Raw genomic sequence first — 15,547 nt, forward strand, 5'->3', positions numbered from 1 at the left:
TAAGGATAGCTATGTCCGACCTGTCGAATTTTCCCATCACCAAAAAATGGCCTGCCCAACACCCTGAACGCCTGCAACTGTATTCCCTGGCGACCCCGAATGGCGTCAAGGCATCCATCATGCTCGAAGAAATTGGCCTGCCTTATGAGCCGCACTTTGTCAGTTTTGAAACCAGCGACCAGACATCACCAGAATTTTTGTCGCTGAACCCGAACAATAAAATTCCTGCCATTCTTGATCCTGATGGCCCTGGCGGCAAGCCGCTGGCTTTGTTTGAATCTGGCGCCATCCTGCTGTACCTGGCTGACAAAACCGGCAAATGCATACCAGCGGATATAGCGGAGCGGTATGAAACCATACAGTGGCTGATGTTCCAGATGGGTGGCATAGGCCCGATGTTTGGCCAGCTGGGTTTCTTCCATAAATTTGCCGGCAAGGAATACGAAGACAAGCGTCCGCGTGACCGCTATGTGGCAGAATCAAAACGTCTGCTAGCCGTGCTCAATCAGCGCCTGGCAGACCGGCAATGGATCATGGGTGACACCTACACCATCGCCGATATTGCAACTTTCCCATGGGTACGCAACCTGATCGGCTTTTACGAAGCGGCTGATCTGGTGGGTATCAATGATTTCCCGCATGTGCAACGTGCGCTGGCGGCATTTGTGGCCCGTCCTGCGGTGATCAAAGGCCTGGCAATACCTGCGCGCTAGAAAGTATCTGAGTCAGCGCCTGCTGGCATCTGGCAGGGAAGTGACGGACTGTGCTTCCCTGTTCCCCTGTTTTCCTGTTCAGTGAGGCTTTCTTCTTTATGGATGAAAGTTTATCTCGCTATTCATTGCGTCTATAACCGATATATCAAAGCCGCCAAGGTGCAGTGTCCTGCATTGAGGTAGAATCTCGCCTGTCTAGAATAAAGGGCCAGAGAATGAACGAACAAAGCAATACAGGACTGACTCCGCAGCAATTATTTGAAAACAATCGCAATTGGGCAGCAGATATTTGCGCCAAAGATGCCAATTTCTTCAAGAAACTTGCCGCGCAGCAAAGCCCTGAATATTTATGGATAGGCTGCTCTGACAGCCGTGTACCAGCCAATGAACTGCTGGGCCTCTTGCCTGGTGAATTATTTGTCCACCGTAATATCGCCAATGTCGTCGTCCACAGTGATTTGAACTCATTGTCGGTATTGCAATTCGCCATTGATGTACTGGGCGTCAAGCATGTGATTATTTGTGGTCATTATGGTTGTTCAGGTGTCCATGCAGCAATGACCAAACGCCGTGTCGGGCTGGCAGATAACTGGCTGCGCCATGTACAGGATGTCCACCAGAAACATGAAAAATATCTCGGTGAAGCCTTGTCTGAAACACACCGCAGCGAACGCCTGTGTGAACTGAATGTCATCGAACAGGTCGTCAATGTATGTCGTACCACGATAGTGCAAGATGCATGGGAACGTGGTCAGTCTGTGACTGTGCATGGCTGGGTATATGGCCTGCGTGATGGTTTGCTGAGCGAACTTGGCATGACCGTCAATTCACCAGAAACCCTGGCGAGTCATCTCGAAACCAGCCTGGCGCGCTATGAGTGAATGATACCGGCGAGTTGCGTTTTTTTAGAAATGGCAACAACAATGAATTCTCTTCATCCCAAAAAACTTTTGTTATCAAAATGGACGGCCGTCGAAGTCGTCGCCCGGCAAAAACATTTCCTGGTGTCTGAAGTTATTCAGCCTGAAGACGCCAGTGAAACGGAAAAGAGCAAGGCAAATGTCGCTATAGAATTTGTCGAACTGGAAGCCGTTTATAGCAAGGAAAAGCGTCGTATCGCTTGGAAGGAATTGACTGACAGCAGCAAATGGCGTCAGGGCTGGGTATGAAGCTTGGCTCGTTTCCGCATGGATTTAAAGCCCTGGTCATTGGTGCTTCAGGTGGAATAGGTGCTGCGTTTGTCGACGCCTTGCAGGCGCAAGAAAACTGTGCCGTGGTGGACGGCTTGCACCGCAATTCTTCACCCAGCCTGGATTTAAGTGATGAGACCAGCATCGCCAATGCTGCGCAATGCATGGCATCACGCGGCCCATTTCATTTGATTATCAATGCAGCCGGCATTTTGCATACTGCCGACTTCATGCCTGAAAAAAAATTGGGTGATTTGTATTTTCCCCAGATGCAGGCAACGTTTCAGGCAAATACCTTTGGCCCAGCCATGCTGCTACGCTATTTCACGCCCCTGCTTGCAAAAGACCGGGCAGTCATGGCAATGCTGTCGGCCAAGGTTGGCAGCATAGAAGATAATCGACTTGGTGGCTGGTATAGCTATCGCGCGTCTAAAGCTGCCTTGAACATGCTGGTCAAAACTGCGGCGATAGAATTGAAACGCACCCAGGTAAATACTGTCTTGTTTGCCCTGCACCCTGGGACTGTCGATACCCGGTTGTCTGCCCCATTTCGTGGTGCCAGCATAGGTCGGCCACCAGCGTTGGCTGCAAGTGAAATGCTGGCAGTGATTGATAAGCTGCGCCCTGAACAGTCGGGTAATTTCTATACTTATGACGGCAAGCAATTACCCTGGTAAGGGTTCAGGTCACCAGCCGGTAGCCGACACCGGTTTCAGTTAAAAAATATTTGGGCTGGGCCGGTTCCTGTTCCAGTTTTTGCCGCAGATTCGCCATATAGATTCTGAGGTAGTGGCTGCTTTCAGAGTGATTCGGCCCCCACACTTCTTTCAGCAATTGCTGGTGCGTCATGACCTTGCCGGCATTGCGCGCCAGCACCGACAGCAGGCGGTATTCTATCGGGCTCAGGTGCACAGATTGCTCACCGCGGCTGACGGTGCGCAATGCGAAATTGACGCTGACATTTCCAAAAGTGAAGACGGCATCAGCCTGCACGGTATTTGGCTGGCGGCGGCGCAGGTGGGCGCGGATACGGGCGATCAGTTCGGCGGCACCAAAGGGTTTGCTCAGATAATCATCGGCACCGGCATCAAGCGCTGCCACTTTTTCATGCTCTTGCGTACGTGCAGATAAAACCAGGATGGGCACTTCGCTCCAGCTGCGTACTTCACGTATGATATCCAGGCCACTCATGTCAGGCAGACCGAGATCGACGATCAGCAGATCCGGCTTGCGGGTGGCGCAGGCAATCAGGCCTTGCTTGCCGGTTTCGGCTTCAAACACAGTCATATCTTCGGCTTCCAGTGCCGTATTCAAAAAGCGGCGGATCTGCTTTTCATCTTCGATCAGGACGATGTGAATTTTGGCGTCGCTCATTCCAGTTCGTTTTCTATCAGGGGTAAAACCGGGGCATCGCCTATCGCCAGTGAAAAGCTGAATTGCGCGCCACCTTCAGGACGGTTCTCTGCCCATATTTTACCGCCATGCGCGAGGATAATGCTTTCGCAGATGGCCAGGCCCAGACCAACGCCAGGGCTGGCTGCCTCGGTTTCACCACGGCTGAATTTTTCAAAAATATTGATCCCCGCTGGCAAGCCCGGGCCATCATCACTGACACTCAGGATGACTTCATCAACGGCCCTGGTCGCAGATACACAGATCTTGCCCTTGCCATATTTGGCCGCATTTTCAAACAGATTGCTTAATACCCTTTCCATCAACACGGCATCAAATGACAACAGTGGCAAATCATGCGGTATGCGGGTCTCCACCGCATGTCCCTGCAAGGCATGGCTGCTGGCACGCAGGGCGCTGCCGACCACTTCTTCCAGTGGTTGCCATTGCAGGTTCAAAATGACTTTGCCCGATTGCAGCCTGGCCATGTCCAGCAAATTAACGACCAGCCCGCTCATGCGCAAGGCTTCTTCATGGATGGCAGAACTGAGTTCGTGACGCTTGTCCGCTGCCAGGTCAGCCTGTTGATTGAGTGTACTGGCCAGGCCGACAATGGCCGTCAGCGGTGTACGCAGATCATGCGAGATGGCAGATAACAAAGAATTGCGCAAACGTTCAGCCTCTATATTGATCAGGGCATCCTGTGCCACATCGACATAATGTACCCGTTCCAGCGCCAGCGCAATCTGTGCGGCAAAGGTGTCCAGCAATTGCTGCTGCTCTGGCTGGAAGATCTGGCGCTTGTCATTTGGCGCTATCGCCAGAACGCCACGGGTACGCATGGGTGCTTTCAGCGGCAGGTACAGGATGGCGTTTGAAGGCAGGGTATTGGTTCCCAGGCCTGCAGGCTGGTGATGTTCATATACCCATTGCGCAACATCAGTGTCAAGTTCATGCAGCGTGGTCTGCTGGTTGACTTCGACCAGGGGCTGGCGTACTTTTTCATGGCTGTCAGGCAGCAGCAGCGCAATTTTTGACTGGAATACCGGCGCCAGGTGTTCGCTGCTGATTTCTATGATCTGTTCCACCATCAGCGCACCTGACAAGGCCTTGCTCATGTTGTACAGCGCATCGGCCCGGCGTTCGCGGTAACCAGCGATACGCGCCTGGAAGCGCAGGTTGGACATCAGGTTACTGATGATCAGCGATACTGCCAGCATGATCATGAAAGTGAACAGGTATTGACTGTCACTGACGCTGAAAGAAAAGCGCGGCGGCACAAAGAAGAAATCAAAACTGGCGACACTTAAAAACGAGGCGAGTACCGATGCACCACGGCCAAACCGTATGGCGATGAACACCACCGCCAGCAAATACAGCATGACGACATTGGCCAGGTCGAATACCTGGGTCAGGCCGGCGCTGAGCAAGGTCGTGGCCAGGCAGATAGCGGTCGTCCACAGGTAATCTCTGATGCCGGTCGCGTCTTTTTTATCGAGATCCAGGTGGTTGCTGTTGGGGGTGGCAGTGATTTGCCCGGTGGCTTTATCCAGGTCATGTCCTATCATGACCACGTCGATATCCGTGCTGCGATTGGCAAGTTCATCAGCCAGGCTATTGCGCAGCAGGCGCGACCAGATCGGCCGCAGCGATTTGCCTATCACCAGCTTGGACACATTGCGGCTGCGCGCATAGCTGAGCAACAGGGTCGCCAGGCTGTCGCCCGCCAGAGTCGAAGTTTCTGCCCCCAGTTCCTGCGCCAGCTTCAGGGTTTTCAATATGGCTTCGCGCCTGGCATTATTCAGGTTCTGTAATTTGGGTGTTTCCACATATACCGCTATCCAGTCGGCGCGCAGGCTGGCAGCCAGCCTGGCTGCACCGCGTACTAGTTTGCTGGCGCTGGCGTCTGGCCCTATGCAGACCAGTAGCCTTTCCTTGGCTTGCCAGACAGTGTTGATGGATTGATCCGCGCGGTAATCGCGCATCTGCACGTCGACCTGGTCGGCTGTGCGGCGCAAGGCCAGTTCACGCAGGGCGATCAGGTTACCTTTGCGAAAAAAATTCTTGGCCGCGCGCTGGGCCTGCTGTTCCAGATACACTTTGCCATCTTTCAGACGACGTAATAGCTCATCTGGCGGCAGGTCAACCAGGGTGATTTCATCTGCCATATCAAATACTTTGTCGGGCACGGTTTCCCACACGCGTATGCCGGTGATCTGGCCGACGACATCGTTCAGGCTTTCCAGATGCTGGACATTGAGCGTGGTGTAGACATCAATGCCGGCTGCCAATAATTCTTCCACGTCCTGCCAGCGTTTGGCATGACGCGAACCAGCCACATTGGAATGGGCAAGTTCATCGACCAGTATCAGTGCAGGTTGCCTTTGCAGCGCTGCATCCAGGTCAAATTCAGCCAGCATGCGGTCTTTGTAGCGAATTTGTTGTGCTGGCAGCACTTCGAGCTGCTGGCTCATTTGTATTGTGTCCTGGCGGCCATGCGTTTCGACGATACCCACCAGGACATCTACACCTTTTTGCCTTTGCACATGGGCGGCATTGAGCATGGCATAGGTTTTACCCACCCCGGCGCAGGCACCAAAGAACAGTTTCAGGTGACCACGCTGCTGCCTGGCATCGTCACGCTGAATTTTTTCCAATAAGGTATCTGGGTCGGGGCGGTTGATCGTCATGTCAGGTTTTCATTTTATCGAGGGCGAGATTTAATTCCAGCACATTGACACGCGCCTCGCCAAAAATACCAAATTGTGGCGCTTCTGTATATTGTGACAGCAATATCTGCACTTGTTCTGCTTTCAGACCGCGCAACTTGCTGACCCTTTGCAATTGGAACTGGGCCGCTGCCGGGCTGATATGCGGGTCCAGCCCACTACCCGAGGCGGTGACCAGGTCAACCGGCACCGCTTTGGTGTTGCCGGGGTCTGCTTCACGCAGGGCTTTGATCCTGTCTTCTATCGCAGTTTTCAGGGCAGGGTTGGTCGGCCCCTGGTTGGAGCCGCCTGACGCCATGCCATTGTAGGCAAACGTGCCGCTGGCCGATGGTCTGCCCCAGAAGTATTTGGGATCGCTGAAGTTTTGTCCTATCAGGCTGGAACCCAGCAACTTGCCATCTTTTTCTATCAGGCTGCCGTTGACCTTGTCGTTAAAAGCGAGCTTGCCTATGCCAGTGACGGCCAGCGGGTAGAGCACGCCGGTGATCGCACTCAATAGCACGAAGGAAGCAAGTAAGGGACGTATGACGTTCATGATGATTATTCCTCTCGTGTATGTTTAAACCAGACCAAGCAGGGTCAGGATGATGTCGATCAATTTGATGCCGATGAAAGGCACGATCAGACCGCCGAGGCCATAAATCAGCAGGTTGCGGCGTAATAGCACGGCAGCACCAAGGGCGCGGTATTTGACACCTTTCAATGCCAGCGGAATCAGGAAGACGATGATCAGCGCGTTGAAAATCACTGCCGACATGATCGCACTGGCCGGGCTGCTCAGGTGCATGAGGTTGAGCGCATTCAATTGCGGATAAGTGGTGGCAAATGCCGCCGGGATAATCGCAAAGTATTTCGCCACGTCATTGGCAATACTGAAAGTGGTCAACGAGCCGCGTGTCATCAACATCTGTTTGCCGATTTCAACGATCTCGATCAGCTTGGTGGGATTGGAATCCAGATCCACCATATTGCCAGCTTCTTTGGCAGCCTGCGTGCCACTGTTCATTGCTACTGCCACATCGGCCTGCGCCAGTGCGGGGGCATCATTGGTACCGTCACCGGTCATTGCCACCAGCTTGCCTTCAGCCTGGTGCGAACGTATAAGTTTCAGTTTTTCTTCCGGTGTTGCTTCAGCCAGGAAATCATCGACACCGGCTTCGGCGGCAATGGCCGCTGCCGTCAGGCGGTTGTCGCCCGTGATCATGATGGTTTTGATACCCATTTTGCGTAATTCTGCAAAACGTTCCTTGATGCCGCCCTTGACGATGTCTTTCAGTTCAATCACACCCAGTACACGCTGGTCATCAATCACCACCAGCGGTGTGCTGCCCTGACGGGCGACCTGGTCGACAATGTCAGTGACCGCCTGCGGGAAATTGCCACCAGTTTCATTCAGGTATTTACGAATCGCATCGACCGAACCCTTGCGGATTTTGCGGCTTGCCTGGCCAGCGCCCGCTTGTTGCAGATCAACGCCGCTCATGCGGGTCTGCGCTGTAAATGGTATGAAATGTGCACCCAATGCAGCGATATCACGCTCACGTAACTGGTATTTTTGTTTGGCCAGTACAACGATGCTGCGGCCTTCCGGTGTTTCATCTGCCAGTGACGACAATTGTGCCGCATCGGCCAGTTGCTCTGCCGTGATGCCTGGTGCAGGATAGAAAGACGATGCCTGACGGTTACCCAGGGTGATCGTGCCGGTTTTATCGAGTAACAGAACATCGACGTCACCGGCGGCTTCGACCGCGCGGCCAGATGTGGCAATCACATTTGCCTGCATCATGCGGCTCATGCCTGCCACACCAATCGCAGACAGCAAACCGCCTATGGTAGTGGGGATGAGGCACACCAGCAAGGCCACCAGCACGGTGATGCTGACGGCATGTCCACTACCCGAGGCTTCCACGCTGAATTGCGAGAACGGCAGCAGGGTGACGGTTGCCAGCAGGAAGATAATGGTCAGCGCCACCAACAGGATGGTCAGTGCGATTTCGTTCGGGGTTTTCTGACGCTTGGCGCCTTCCACCATGGCAATCATGCGATCCAGAAAGGCTTCACCGGGATTGACACTGACCCTGATGATGATCCAGTCAGACAAGACCCGTGTGCCGCCAGTGACGGCACTGAAATCGCCACCCGATTCGCGTATCACCGGTGCTGATTCGCCGGTAATGGCCGATTCATCCACCGAGGCAACGCCTTCAACCACCTCGCCATCAGCGGGGATGGTGTCATTGGCTTCGACCAGCACAAAGTCACCTTTGCGCAGTGATGATCCGTTGACCAGTATGCGGGTGGCCGCACGGCTGGCAGACTGCAATTTTTTTGCTTTCACGTCTTGCTTGGCGTTACGCAGCGATGCTGCCTGCGCTTTGCTGCGGCCTTCTGCCAACGCTTCGGCAAAGTTGGCGAACAAGACGGTAAACCATAGCCACAGGCTGACGGCAAGGATGAAACCGGCTGGTGCTTCACCCTGGCCGGTATAGGCCTGGATGGTCAGTGCCGACGTCAGGATACTGCCCACATAGACCACAAACATCACCGGATTCTTCATCTGGATTTGTGGTTGCAACTTGCGGAAAGCGTCGACGATGGCGGGTTTGAGTATGCTGGAATCCAGCAAGGACTGATCGATTTTGTGGCTCATTTTTTATTCCTGTGATGCGGCTTATCAATATGCAATTCGATGGTACGGGTTGGTGTGCCTGAAGTGTCTGAAGGTGTCTGAAGGTGTTTGACTGTGCAGGCACACGCCTTTAAATTCGATGGATTGGATAGATATCGCCTTCTTATTGAGCAATCATGAATAAGTGTTCGATGATAGGACCCAGTGCAAGTGCCGGTATATAAGTCAGTGCACCGACAATGACGACTGTACCCAGCAACAGGCTGACAAACAGCGGGCCATGGGTAGGCAATGAGCCTGACGTCGTCGCCAGACGTTTCTTGCGTGCCAGCGAACCAGCGATGGCAAGCACCGGGATAATGATCCAGAAGCGCCCGAACCACATTGCAATCGCTGTCAGGATGTTATAGAACGGGGTATTGGCAGACAGACCGGCAAAGGCACTGCCATTGTTATTGGCGGCGGATGTCAGCGCATACAGGATTTCAGAAAAACCGTGTGCGCCAGGGTTGGCAATACCTGCCTTGCCATCACCGCTCATCACTGCTACAGCTGTGCCTACCAGTACCAGTAAGGGCCCGATCAAAATGGCAATCGACACCATTTTCATTTCAAAGGCTTCGATTTTCTTACCCAGGTATTCCGGTGTGCGGCCTATCATCAAACCGGCGATGAATACCGCCAGTACTGCAAAAATCAGCATGCCATACAGGCCGGAGCCAACACCGCCAAACACCACTTCACCAAACTGCATGAGCACCAGCGGCACCAGGCCACCGAGCGCAGTAAATGAATCATGCATGGCGTTGACTGCACCACAAGATGCTGCCGTCGTGATGGTGGCAAACAGGCCAGATGCGGTAATGCCGAAACGGGTTTCCTTGCCTTCCATATTGCCGCCAGCCTGCGCCAGGTCAACACTGTTGTTCACCGCCTGATCTGCACCGAGAGTAGTCAGCAAAGGGTTACCTTGTTGTTCTGCGTAAATGGCAAACCCTGCAAAGGCGACAAACAGGATGCCCATTACTGCATACAGGGCCCAGCCCTGGCGATGGTCACTGACCATTTTGCCAAAGGTGATACACAAGGCTGCTGGTATCAAAAAGATTGCCAGCATTTGCAAAAAGTTGGCAAACGGTGTCGGGTTTTCATACGGATGAGCAGAATTTGCATTGAAGAAACCGCCACCATTGGTACCCACCATCTTGATGGCTTCCTGTGATGCAACCGGGCCCATGGGCAGGGTTTGTGTGGTCGTGCTTTGTGCTACTTCTGCGGGTTTGCCGTTGGCGTCCATTACTGGCGCGCCCGCAGCATCCAGTTTGGGTATGGTGTAATTCAGTTTTTCTACAGTCTGTGCGGTCTTGTATTCATCAAAATTCTGGATCACACCCTGGCTCATGAAGCCAATGGCGAAAATCACTGACAGCGGCAGCAGGATATACAAGGTGCTGCGCGTCAGGTCTACCCAGAAATTACCGATACTCTGCATGGTATGACGGGCAAAGCCACGTATCAGGGCGATAACCACAGCCAGACCGGTGGCGGCAGAAAAGAAGTTTTGTACGCTCAGGCCCAGCATCTGGGTCAGGTAAGACATGGTCGCTTCACCGGTATAACCCTGCCAGTTGGTATTACTGACAAAGCTGACTGCGGTATTGAACGACGAATCAATGCTGACAGCAGGCATTGCCTGTGGGTTCAGCGGCAAGCTCAATTGCAACCTTTGCAGCGCATACACAACCAATACGCCCAGCAGGTTGAATGCGATCAGTGTCACGGCATAGTGCTTCCATGGCATTTCTGTGCCGGCATCAATGCCAGCGATTTTATACAACAGTTTTTCTACCGGACGCAATAGCCAGGACAGGATATTCTTTTCCCCGTTCATGACCTTGCTGATATAACGACCCAGCGGCACGCTGGTCAGTAGCAACACGCCCATATACAGGGCGATCTGGAAAATGGCTGAATGATTCATCAGAATGCCTCCGGTTTCAATAAGGCATAGACCAGGTAAATCATGAGCAAGGCAGCCACCACGGCAGCGATGATCTGAAACAAACTCATAAGCCACCCCCAAGGTGGCCGCAACCTTGTATCAAGGCGAAGGTGCATGCTGCAAATAGCAGGATGCCACCGATGTATAGCAATTCCATGTGTTCTCCAAATGAGTGACAGTGCGCCTACGATAAGCAAAAGGCGGTAAAGATGTCGTATAGCTTTATCTGTGCGATATAAAAATTGTGTAAACGTGGCGTGTAGATTTGGCAATAAAAAAGGCTGCATTGCGTTTGCATGCAGCCAGATACGTCACAGTAGTACACAAATACCTGAGCGTCTAAGCACCAGGCAACCATGCATCAAGCGACGACGGTAAGAGTGGAAGAAAAGTGAAAGATCAGAACGTTTTGCTGACTGCCAGCACCAGGCTGTTCTTGCCCATGAATTTACCGTTCGCTGGCGATGCGTAGAAAGACTTGTCGGCATTTGTGCCTATTGCTGCCAGGCTGACAGTGGCGCCTGCAAGGTTTTTGAATTCTTTGCTGATACCGATTTTATAGTCGGCATAAGTCGCTGCGCTGGAATTGGCCCCTTTAACTTTTTGGTAACCGGCATGCAGGTTCAATATCAGACCCTCGGTCAGTTCTATATTTGCGCCGGCATCCAGATAGCCGCTGTTACTGCTGTCGACGATGCCAAACAAAGGTGTCAATGCGTGTGAATATTTGATATACGCCGGGCCGTAGCCGAGCTGGCCATAGATTTCCAGCGTATTGGCATCTTTCAGCCCGACTTTGACGAGGTCATTGTTGAGATACACATAGCCCAGCATGCCGACGTCATAGCTCACGTCTTTGCTGATTTCGCCTTTTTTACCAGCATAGATATCCCATTCCAGCGGCGTGCTGCCAGCACCCGGGGTGTCCTTGATCCAGCTGATCGTGGACAGCCAGGTGCCAACGTAGAGACCGGTAGGGTTATTGTTATAGTCAGCACCGCCTTGCAGCGCAGGGTTGAGGCGGGTTTGCGAAATGCCGCGATAGCGGTAGTCGCTGGTGAGGCTCAGATTAAAGCTGGTTTCGTTATCAGGTTTCACATCTTCTGCAAGGGCAGCGTGGGAAACAAATGTGGTCAAAAGACCTAATTGCAGACTCAGTAATACGATATTCTTCTTCATGGTTGCGCTTTCTGTTTGGTCTCACCAACATGGTGAAATCTACAGAAAGAAGCATAGCGATCACGCCGTAAAGAAGCTGTAAAGATGAAAGTGCAGACTATATAGATGCCGTAAAAATCGGCTGCTTGATAACAGGTAGGGAATGGTATTAAACAGTACGCAAAGCATGAAAATGTGGAAGCGTGAAAATGCTGATGCTAAATCAATGTATGAGTCAACGTATGAATTAATTTATGAATCAGCGCATGTTTCACACTTGGTAATACGCCAAAAACATTCCCGCTGTTAATTTGATTAATGCCTGCTGTTGCGTTGCTTCCAGCAAAACCTGCCCCATCGCCACTTGCGGCCAGAAAGCCAGGGACTTCAATTGTCCTTGCAGCATGTCGCCCATCAGATAGGGGTCACCATCTTTCAGTTTGCCATCTGCCTGCGCTGCTCTGATCCAGGCGACGATGCCTTCTTCGCGCTTGCTCATGCGTTCCACCATGTCGCGCGCCCGGTCAGGCGTGTGGATGGTGGCTGCAACAGCAACGCGCACGAGATCAATGAAATTTTCATCGCTCATCAGACGCATCTTGTTACCAAGGAAAGTTTCTAGCTGTTCTGATAAGTTTTTATCTGACTGATAGAGAAAATCATCTTGAGAAACAGCACTTTTCCAAAGTTTTAACAATATTGCGGCGAATAAATCGTCTTTACTAGGGAAGTGGTTATACACCGTGCGTTTTGACACGACCGCCGTAGCCGCAATTTTGTCCATGCTGGTCGCATCAAAGCCGTTCTGCCGGAATTCATGAATGGCGGCTTGCAGTATGGCTTCGCGTTTGCGGTCAGTCTGACGTACAGGAGTGGACATTGTGTATGTGGATTCATCAAAAACAGGCATAAAAGAATTTTACACTAAGTAGTTTACTTTTCTAAAATTAAAAACTACACTGTGTAGTGTAATAATTCGATAGCTTAATTGATTTCACTTAAGCGTCTCGAATTTGGCAACGGTATTTATTTTTCAGCTTCTTATCTGGTTTCTTCGTCAGTTTTTTTATTCAGTACCTATTTTGCACCTCATCGACAGGAGTGTTGAACATCATGGCCTATGTTTCCTATCCCTCTAATACTCAGGATTTGCCTGCCATCACGACCACGGTGCAAGGTGAGACTTTTATCAATCAGGCACCCCTGCGCGAGCCTGGTTTGTTGCAAAACCTGCGTATTGCGTGGAAATTCTTTTTTGATAAACCTAAAAATACCGTGCCCGGCGGCAGCATCCCGGTGTTTGAATTGACGACTGCGCAATTGCTGGCAGCACCTGACAACAGCCTGTACCGCCTCGGTCATTCGACGCTGTTGCTGAAGCTGCGTGGTGAATTCTGGCTGACTGACCCAGTGTTTTCTGAAAGGGCATCACCGTTTCAGTGGATGGGGCCCAAGCGCTTTCACCAACCGCCTATCAGCATCGCTGATTTGCCTCCCATCAAAGGCGTGATCTTGTCGCATGACCATTATGATCATCTCGACTATGCCGCGATCAAGCAGTTGGCTAAAAAAACCGAGCATTTCCTGACGCCACTGGGTGTGGGGGACAGGTTGATAGAATGGGGCATCGCCGCAGAAAAAGTGCAGCAACTGGCCTGGTGGCAAAGTACCTGGCTACATGGCATACAGTTCGTGGCAACGCCTGCCCAGCATTTTTCTGGCCGCGGCCTGCATGACCGCGACAAAACCTTGTGGGCATCATGGACCATGATTGCGCCTGACCTGAAAGTGTTCTTCAGTGGTGATACAGGTTACTTCAAGGGTTTTAAAGAGATCGGCGACAAATATGGCCCCTTTGATCTGACGCTGATAGAAACCGGTGCCTATAACAAGATGTGGCCTGATGTACACATGCAGCCAGAACAGTCTTTGCAGGCGCACCTGGATTTGCGTGGCAAATATATGCTGCCTATCCACAATGGTACGTTTGACCTGGCCATGCATGCCTGGTATGAACCGTTTGAACGCATCGTCGAACTGGCCGCAAAACATGGGGTAAAAATCAGCACGCCGCAAATGGGTGAAGAAGTGGATATCACTGAGCCGCAAAAGGGCAAGCGCTGGTGGTTGTTCCCGAATACGCAGGCAAGCAAGCCGGTGTCTTTGCAGTCTGCACTGGCAGAATAGTCACCGCAGTCATTGCAGTTATTTGGCAAACAGGCCGCATGCTGGTTCAGCATGCGGCCTGTTTGACTTTCAAAAGCGGAACAATTTCAGTAATCTAGAAACAATGCTCAGGTGCAGGGAAAGACTTGTCCTTCACAGCCGCCACATAGGCTGATACCGCTGCATCAATACTGGTTTGTCCATCCATGAAATTTTTCACGAAGCGGGCTTTGCGGCCAGGGAAAACACCCAGCAAATCATGCATGACCAGTACCTGGCCAGCACAGTCAGGCCCGGCACCTATGCCTATGGTGGGGATGTGCAATGACTCCGTCACTTCCTTGCCCAGCGTAGCCGGTATGGCTTCCAGCACCAGTAGGCTGGCACCAGCTTCCTGCACCGCCAGAGCCTCAGCTTTCAGCAGATCAGCGGCGGCGCTGGTTTTACCCTGCACCTTATATCCACCGAGCTGATGCACGGACTGCGGCGTCAACCCAAGATGCGCACATACCGGGATAGCACGTTCTGTCAGGAACTTGATGGTAGGCAGCAGCCAGGTACCACCTTCGAGCTTGACCATTTGCGCACCGGCCTGTATCAGTTGCACGGCATTGTGGAAGGCAGATTCTGGCGTGCCATAGGTACCAAATGGCATGTCGGTGACGACCAGTGCTTTCTCGTTGCCACGCGCCACAGCCGCCGTGTGATATGCCACATCATTCAGTGTCACCGGCAAGGTGGAGTCATGGCCCTGGCAGACCATGCCCAGGGAATCACCGATCAACAAAATTTCAACGCCGCATCTGTCCATGAGGGCAGCAAAGCTGGCGTCATAGCAGGTCAGCATGGTGATTTTCTCGCCTTTTTCACGCATGGCGATCAAGCCAGGAATGTTTACTGCTTTACGGTCTTGCAAATATTCAGCCATTCTTTTTCTCCAAAGGTGATGCCATCATCTGGTTTTTGTTTGACAGCGCTTATGTCTCCACCTACATCCTCAACTTTTATTCTTTGGTATTCTTAATCTGTGTTTTCTATGAATGCAAGGAAGCGTTGTTCAAGCGTAGCGAGCGGTGCAATTTGAGTTAAGAAGCGCAGCCGTAAACAGTTACAGGTACGGTGAGCATCGCAGGCTCAAAGTTGCGTCGCGCAGTAGCTTGCACAGTGCTTCCTAGTTCCTGAAAATAAAATAAACTGCACCCACGAGACACAATCCTGCCCACACATAATCAAGCTTGAACGGTTGCCCCATGTACAGCATGGCAAAAGGTACGAAGACGATGAGGGTCAAGGCCTCCTGCAAGATCTTTAATTGCGCCAGACTGTAGGTAGTGTAGCCTATCCGGTTGGCGGGCACTTGGAGCAGGTATTCGAACAGGGCAATGCCCCAACTGATGATGGCGGCAACCCACCAGGCTTTGTTGGACAGGCTTTTCAGATGACCGTACCAGGCAAAGGTCATGAAGACGTTCGAGAGTATCAGTAAGCCAGTGGTTTGCAGGATAATGGGTATTTGCATAAGACCTCGCTGGTAGCCATGTGCGTTGATTTCAAGGGATGCAATACGA

At 52.0% G+C, this 15,547-nt stretch carries 16 protein-coding genes; 5 read left to right on the forward strand and 11 right to left on the reverse strand.

Annotation, left to right across the window (positions count from 1 at the left end; translation table 11 throughout):
- Positions 1-11 precede the first annotated feature (11 nt).
- The 4 genes from ACO0LH_RS10780 (at position 12) to ACO0LH_RS10795 (ending at position 2,580) form a co-directional block, all read left to right on the forward strand.
- The gene (locus ACO0LH_RS10780) at positions 12-713 is read left to right on the forward strand and encodes a glutathione S-transferase N-terminal domain-containing protein (protein ID WP_422941072.1); all 702 of its coding nucleotides are present in this window, start codon (positions 12-14) and stop codon (positions 711-713) included.
- Between the two features lie 215 nt (positions 714-928).
- Positions 929-1,594, forward strand: a complete 666-nt coding sequence (gene can / locus ACO0LH_RS10785) for a carbonate dehydratase (RefSeq protein ID WP_422941073.1) — start codon at positions 929-931, stop codon at positions 1,592-1,594.
- A gap of 42 nt (positions 1,595-1,636) precedes the next feature.
- Positions 1,637-1,882, forward strand: a complete 246-nt coding sequence (locus tag ACO0LH_RS10790) for a TIGR02450 family Trp-rich protein (protein WP_422941074.1) — start codon at positions 1,637-1,639, stop codon at positions 1,880-1,882.
- Positions 1,879-2,580 carry an SDR family NAD(P)-dependent oxidoreductase gene (locus ACO0LH_RS10795; protein ID WP_422941075.1) on the forward strand — a complete coding sequence of 234 codons (702 nt, stop codon included), beginning with the start codon at positions 1,879-1,881 and terminating at the stop codon, positions 2,578-2,580. Before ACO0LH_RS10790 ends, ACO0LH_RS10795 begins: the two co-directional genes overlap by 4 nt.
- Before the next feature lie 4 nt (positions 2,581-2,584).
- Here ACO0LH_RS10795 and kdpE read toward each other — a convergent pair whose 3' ends face one another.
- From kdpE to ACO0LH_RS10840, 9 genes are all read right to left on the reverse strand, one after another.
- The gene (gene kdpE, locus ACO0LH_RS10800) at positions 2,585-3,277 is read right to left on the reverse strand and encodes a two-component system response regulator KdpE (RefSeq protein ID WP_422941076.1); all 693 of its coding nucleotides are present in this window, start codon (positions 3,275-3,277) and stop codon (positions 2,585-2,587) included.
- Positions 3,274-5,979, reverse strand: coding sequence for a DUF4118 domain-containing protein (locus ACO0LH_RS10805; RefSeq protein WP_422941174.1), 2,706 nt, complete (start codon positions 5,977-5,979; stop codon positions 3,274-3,276). Before ACO0LH_RS10805 ends, kdpE begins: the two co-directional genes overlap by 4 nt.
- Before the next feature lie 7 nt (positions 5,980-5,986).
- Complete coding sequence (gene kdpC / locus ACO0LH_RS10810) at positions 5,987-6,559, reverse strand: potassium-transporting ATPase subunit KdpC (RefSeq protein ID WP_422941077.1); 573 nt, start codon at positions 6,557-6,559, stop codon at positions 5,987-5,989.
- 24 nt (positions 6,560-6,583) lie between these two features.
- Positions 6,584-8,674, reverse strand: coding sequence for a potassium-transporting ATPase subunit KdpB (gene kdpB / locus ACO0LH_RS10815; protein WP_422941078.1), 2,091 nt, complete (start codon positions 8,672-8,674; stop codon positions 6,584-6,586).
- Positions 8,675-8,816: 142 nt separating this feature from the next.
- The gene (kdpA, locus tag ACO0LH_RS10820; RefSeq protein WP_422941079.1) at positions 8,817-10,634 is read right to left on the reverse strand and encodes a potassium-transporting ATPase subunit KdpA; all 1,818 of its coding nucleotides are present in this window, start codon (positions 10,632-10,634) and stop codon (positions 8,817-8,819) included.
- The gene (kdpF, locus tag ACO0LH_RS10825) at positions 10,634-10,723 is read right to left on the reverse strand and encodes a K(+)-transporting ATPase subunit F (protein ID WP_422941080.1); all 90 of its coding nucleotides are present in this window, start codon (positions 10,721-10,723) and stop codon (positions 10,634-10,636) included. Before kdpF ends, kdpA begins: the two co-directional genes overlap by 1 nt.
- On the reverse strand, positions 10,720-10,812 hold the full coding sequence (locus ACO0LH_RS10830) for a potassium ABC transporter ATPase (protein ID WP_422941081.1): 93 nt from the start codon (positions 10,810-10,812) through the stop codon (positions 10,720-10,722). Before ACO0LH_RS10830 ends, kdpF begins: the two co-directional genes overlap by 4 nt.
- Positions 10,813-11,054: 242 nt before the next feature.
- Complete coding sequence (locus tag ACO0LH_RS10835) at positions 11,055-11,834, reverse strand: TorF family putative porin (RefSeq protein ID WP_422941082.1); 780 nt, start codon at positions 11,832-11,834, stop codon at positions 11,055-11,057.
- A gap of 250 nt (positions 11,835-12,084) precedes the next feature.
- Complete coding sequence (locus tag ACO0LH_RS10840) at positions 12,085-12,693, reverse strand: TetR/AcrR family transcriptional regulator (RefSeq protein ID WP_422941083.1); 609 nt, start codon at positions 12,691-12,693, stop codon at positions 12,085-12,087.
- Positions 12,694-12,926: 233 nt separating this feature from the next.
- Here ACO0LH_RS10840 and ACO0LH_RS10845 point away from each other — a divergent pair, with 233 nt between their 5' ends.
- Positions 12,927-14,000, forward strand: coding sequence for an MBL fold metallo-hydrolase (locus tag ACO0LH_RS10845; protein WP_422941084.1), 1,074 nt, complete (start codon positions 12,927-12,929; stop codon positions 13,998-14,000).
- Between the two features lie 94 nt (positions 14,001-14,094).
- Here ACO0LH_RS10845 and panB read toward each other — a convergent pair whose 3' ends face one another.
- On the reverse strand, positions 14,095-14,907 hold the full coding sequence (panB, locus tag ACO0LH_RS10850) for a 3-methyl-2-oxobutanoate hydroxymethyltransferase (protein WP_422941085.1): 813 nt from the start codon (positions 14,905-14,907) through the stop codon (positions 14,095-14,097).
- A 243-nt stretch (positions 14,908-15,150) separates the two neighbouring features.
- The gene (locus ACO0LH_RS10855; RefSeq protein ID WP_422941086.1) at positions 15,151-15,498 is read right to left on the reverse strand and encodes a DMT family protein; all 348 of its coding nucleotides are present in this window, start codon (positions 15,496-15,498) and stop codon (positions 15,151-15,153) included.
- Between the last annotated feature and the right edge of the window lie 49 nt (positions 15,499-15,547).

This window comes from Undibacterium sp. TJN19 (assembly GCF_049339485.1).
In the GTDB taxonomy this organism is placed as follows: domain Bacteria; phylum Pseudomonadota; class Gammaproteobacteria; order Burkholderiales; family Burkholderiaceae_D; genus Undibacterium.

Bases quoted from the DNA above. Each gene is read 5' to 3' on its own strand.
- ACO0LH_RS10795 (WP_422941075.1), top strand. From the start codon at position 1,879: ATGAAGCTTGGCTCGTTTCCGCATGGATTTAAAGCCCTGGTCATTGGT.
- ACO0LH_RS10835 (WP_422941082.1), bottom strand. From the start codon at position 11,834: ATGAAGAAGAATATCGTATTACTGAGTCTGCAATTAGGTCTTTTGACC.
- ACO0LH_RS10845 (WP_422941084.1), top strand. From the start codon at position 12,927: ATGGCCTATGTTTCCTATCCCTCTAATACTCAGGATTTGCCTGCCATC.
- kdpF (WP_422941080.1), bottom strand. From the start codon at position 10,723: ATGAGTTTGTTTCAGATCATCGCTGCCGTGGTGGCTGCCTTGCTCATG.
- ACO0LH_RS10840 (WP_422941083.1), bottom strand. From the start codon at position 12,693: ATGTCCACTCCTGTACGTCAGACTGACCGCAAACGCGAAGCCATACTG.
- ACO0LH_RS10780 (WP_422941072.1), top strand. From the start codon at position 12: ATGTCCGACCTGTCGAATTTTCCCATCACCAAAAAATGGCCTGCCCAA.
- kdpB (WP_422941078.1), bottom strand. From the start codon at position 8,674: ATGAGCCACAAAATCGATCAGTCCTTGCTGGATTCCAGCATACTCAAA.
- kdpA (WP_422941079.1), bottom strand. From the start codon at position 10,634: ATGAATCATTCAGCCATTTTCCAGATCGCCCTGTATATGGGCGTGTTG.
- panB (WP_422941085.1), bottom strand. From the start codon at position 14,907: ATGGCTGAATATTTGCAAGACCGTAAAGCAGTAAACATTCCTGGCTTG.
- kdpC (WP_422941077.1), bottom strand. From the start codon at position 6,559: ATGAACGTCATACGTCCCTTACTTGCTTCCTTCGTGCTATTGAGTGCG.
- ACO0LH_RS10855 (WP_422941086.1), bottom strand. From the start codon at position 15,498: ATGCAAATACCCATTATCCTGCAAACCACTGGCTTACTGATACTCTCG.
- can (WP_422941073.1), top strand. From the start codon at position 929: ATGAACGAACAAAGCAATACAGGACTGACTCCGCAGCAATTATTTGAA.
- kdpE (WP_422941076.1), bottom strand. From the start codon at position 3,277: ATGAGCGACGCCAAAATTCACATCGTCCTGATCGAAGATGAAAAGCAG.
- ACO0LH_RS10830 (WP_422941081.1), bottom strand. From the start codon at position 10,812: ATGGAATTGCTATACATCGGTGGCATCCTGCTATTTGCAGCATGCACC.
- ACO0LH_RS10790 (WP_422941074.1), top strand. From the start codon at position 1,637: ATGAATTCTCTTCATCCCAAAAAACTTTTGTTATCAAAATGGACGGCC.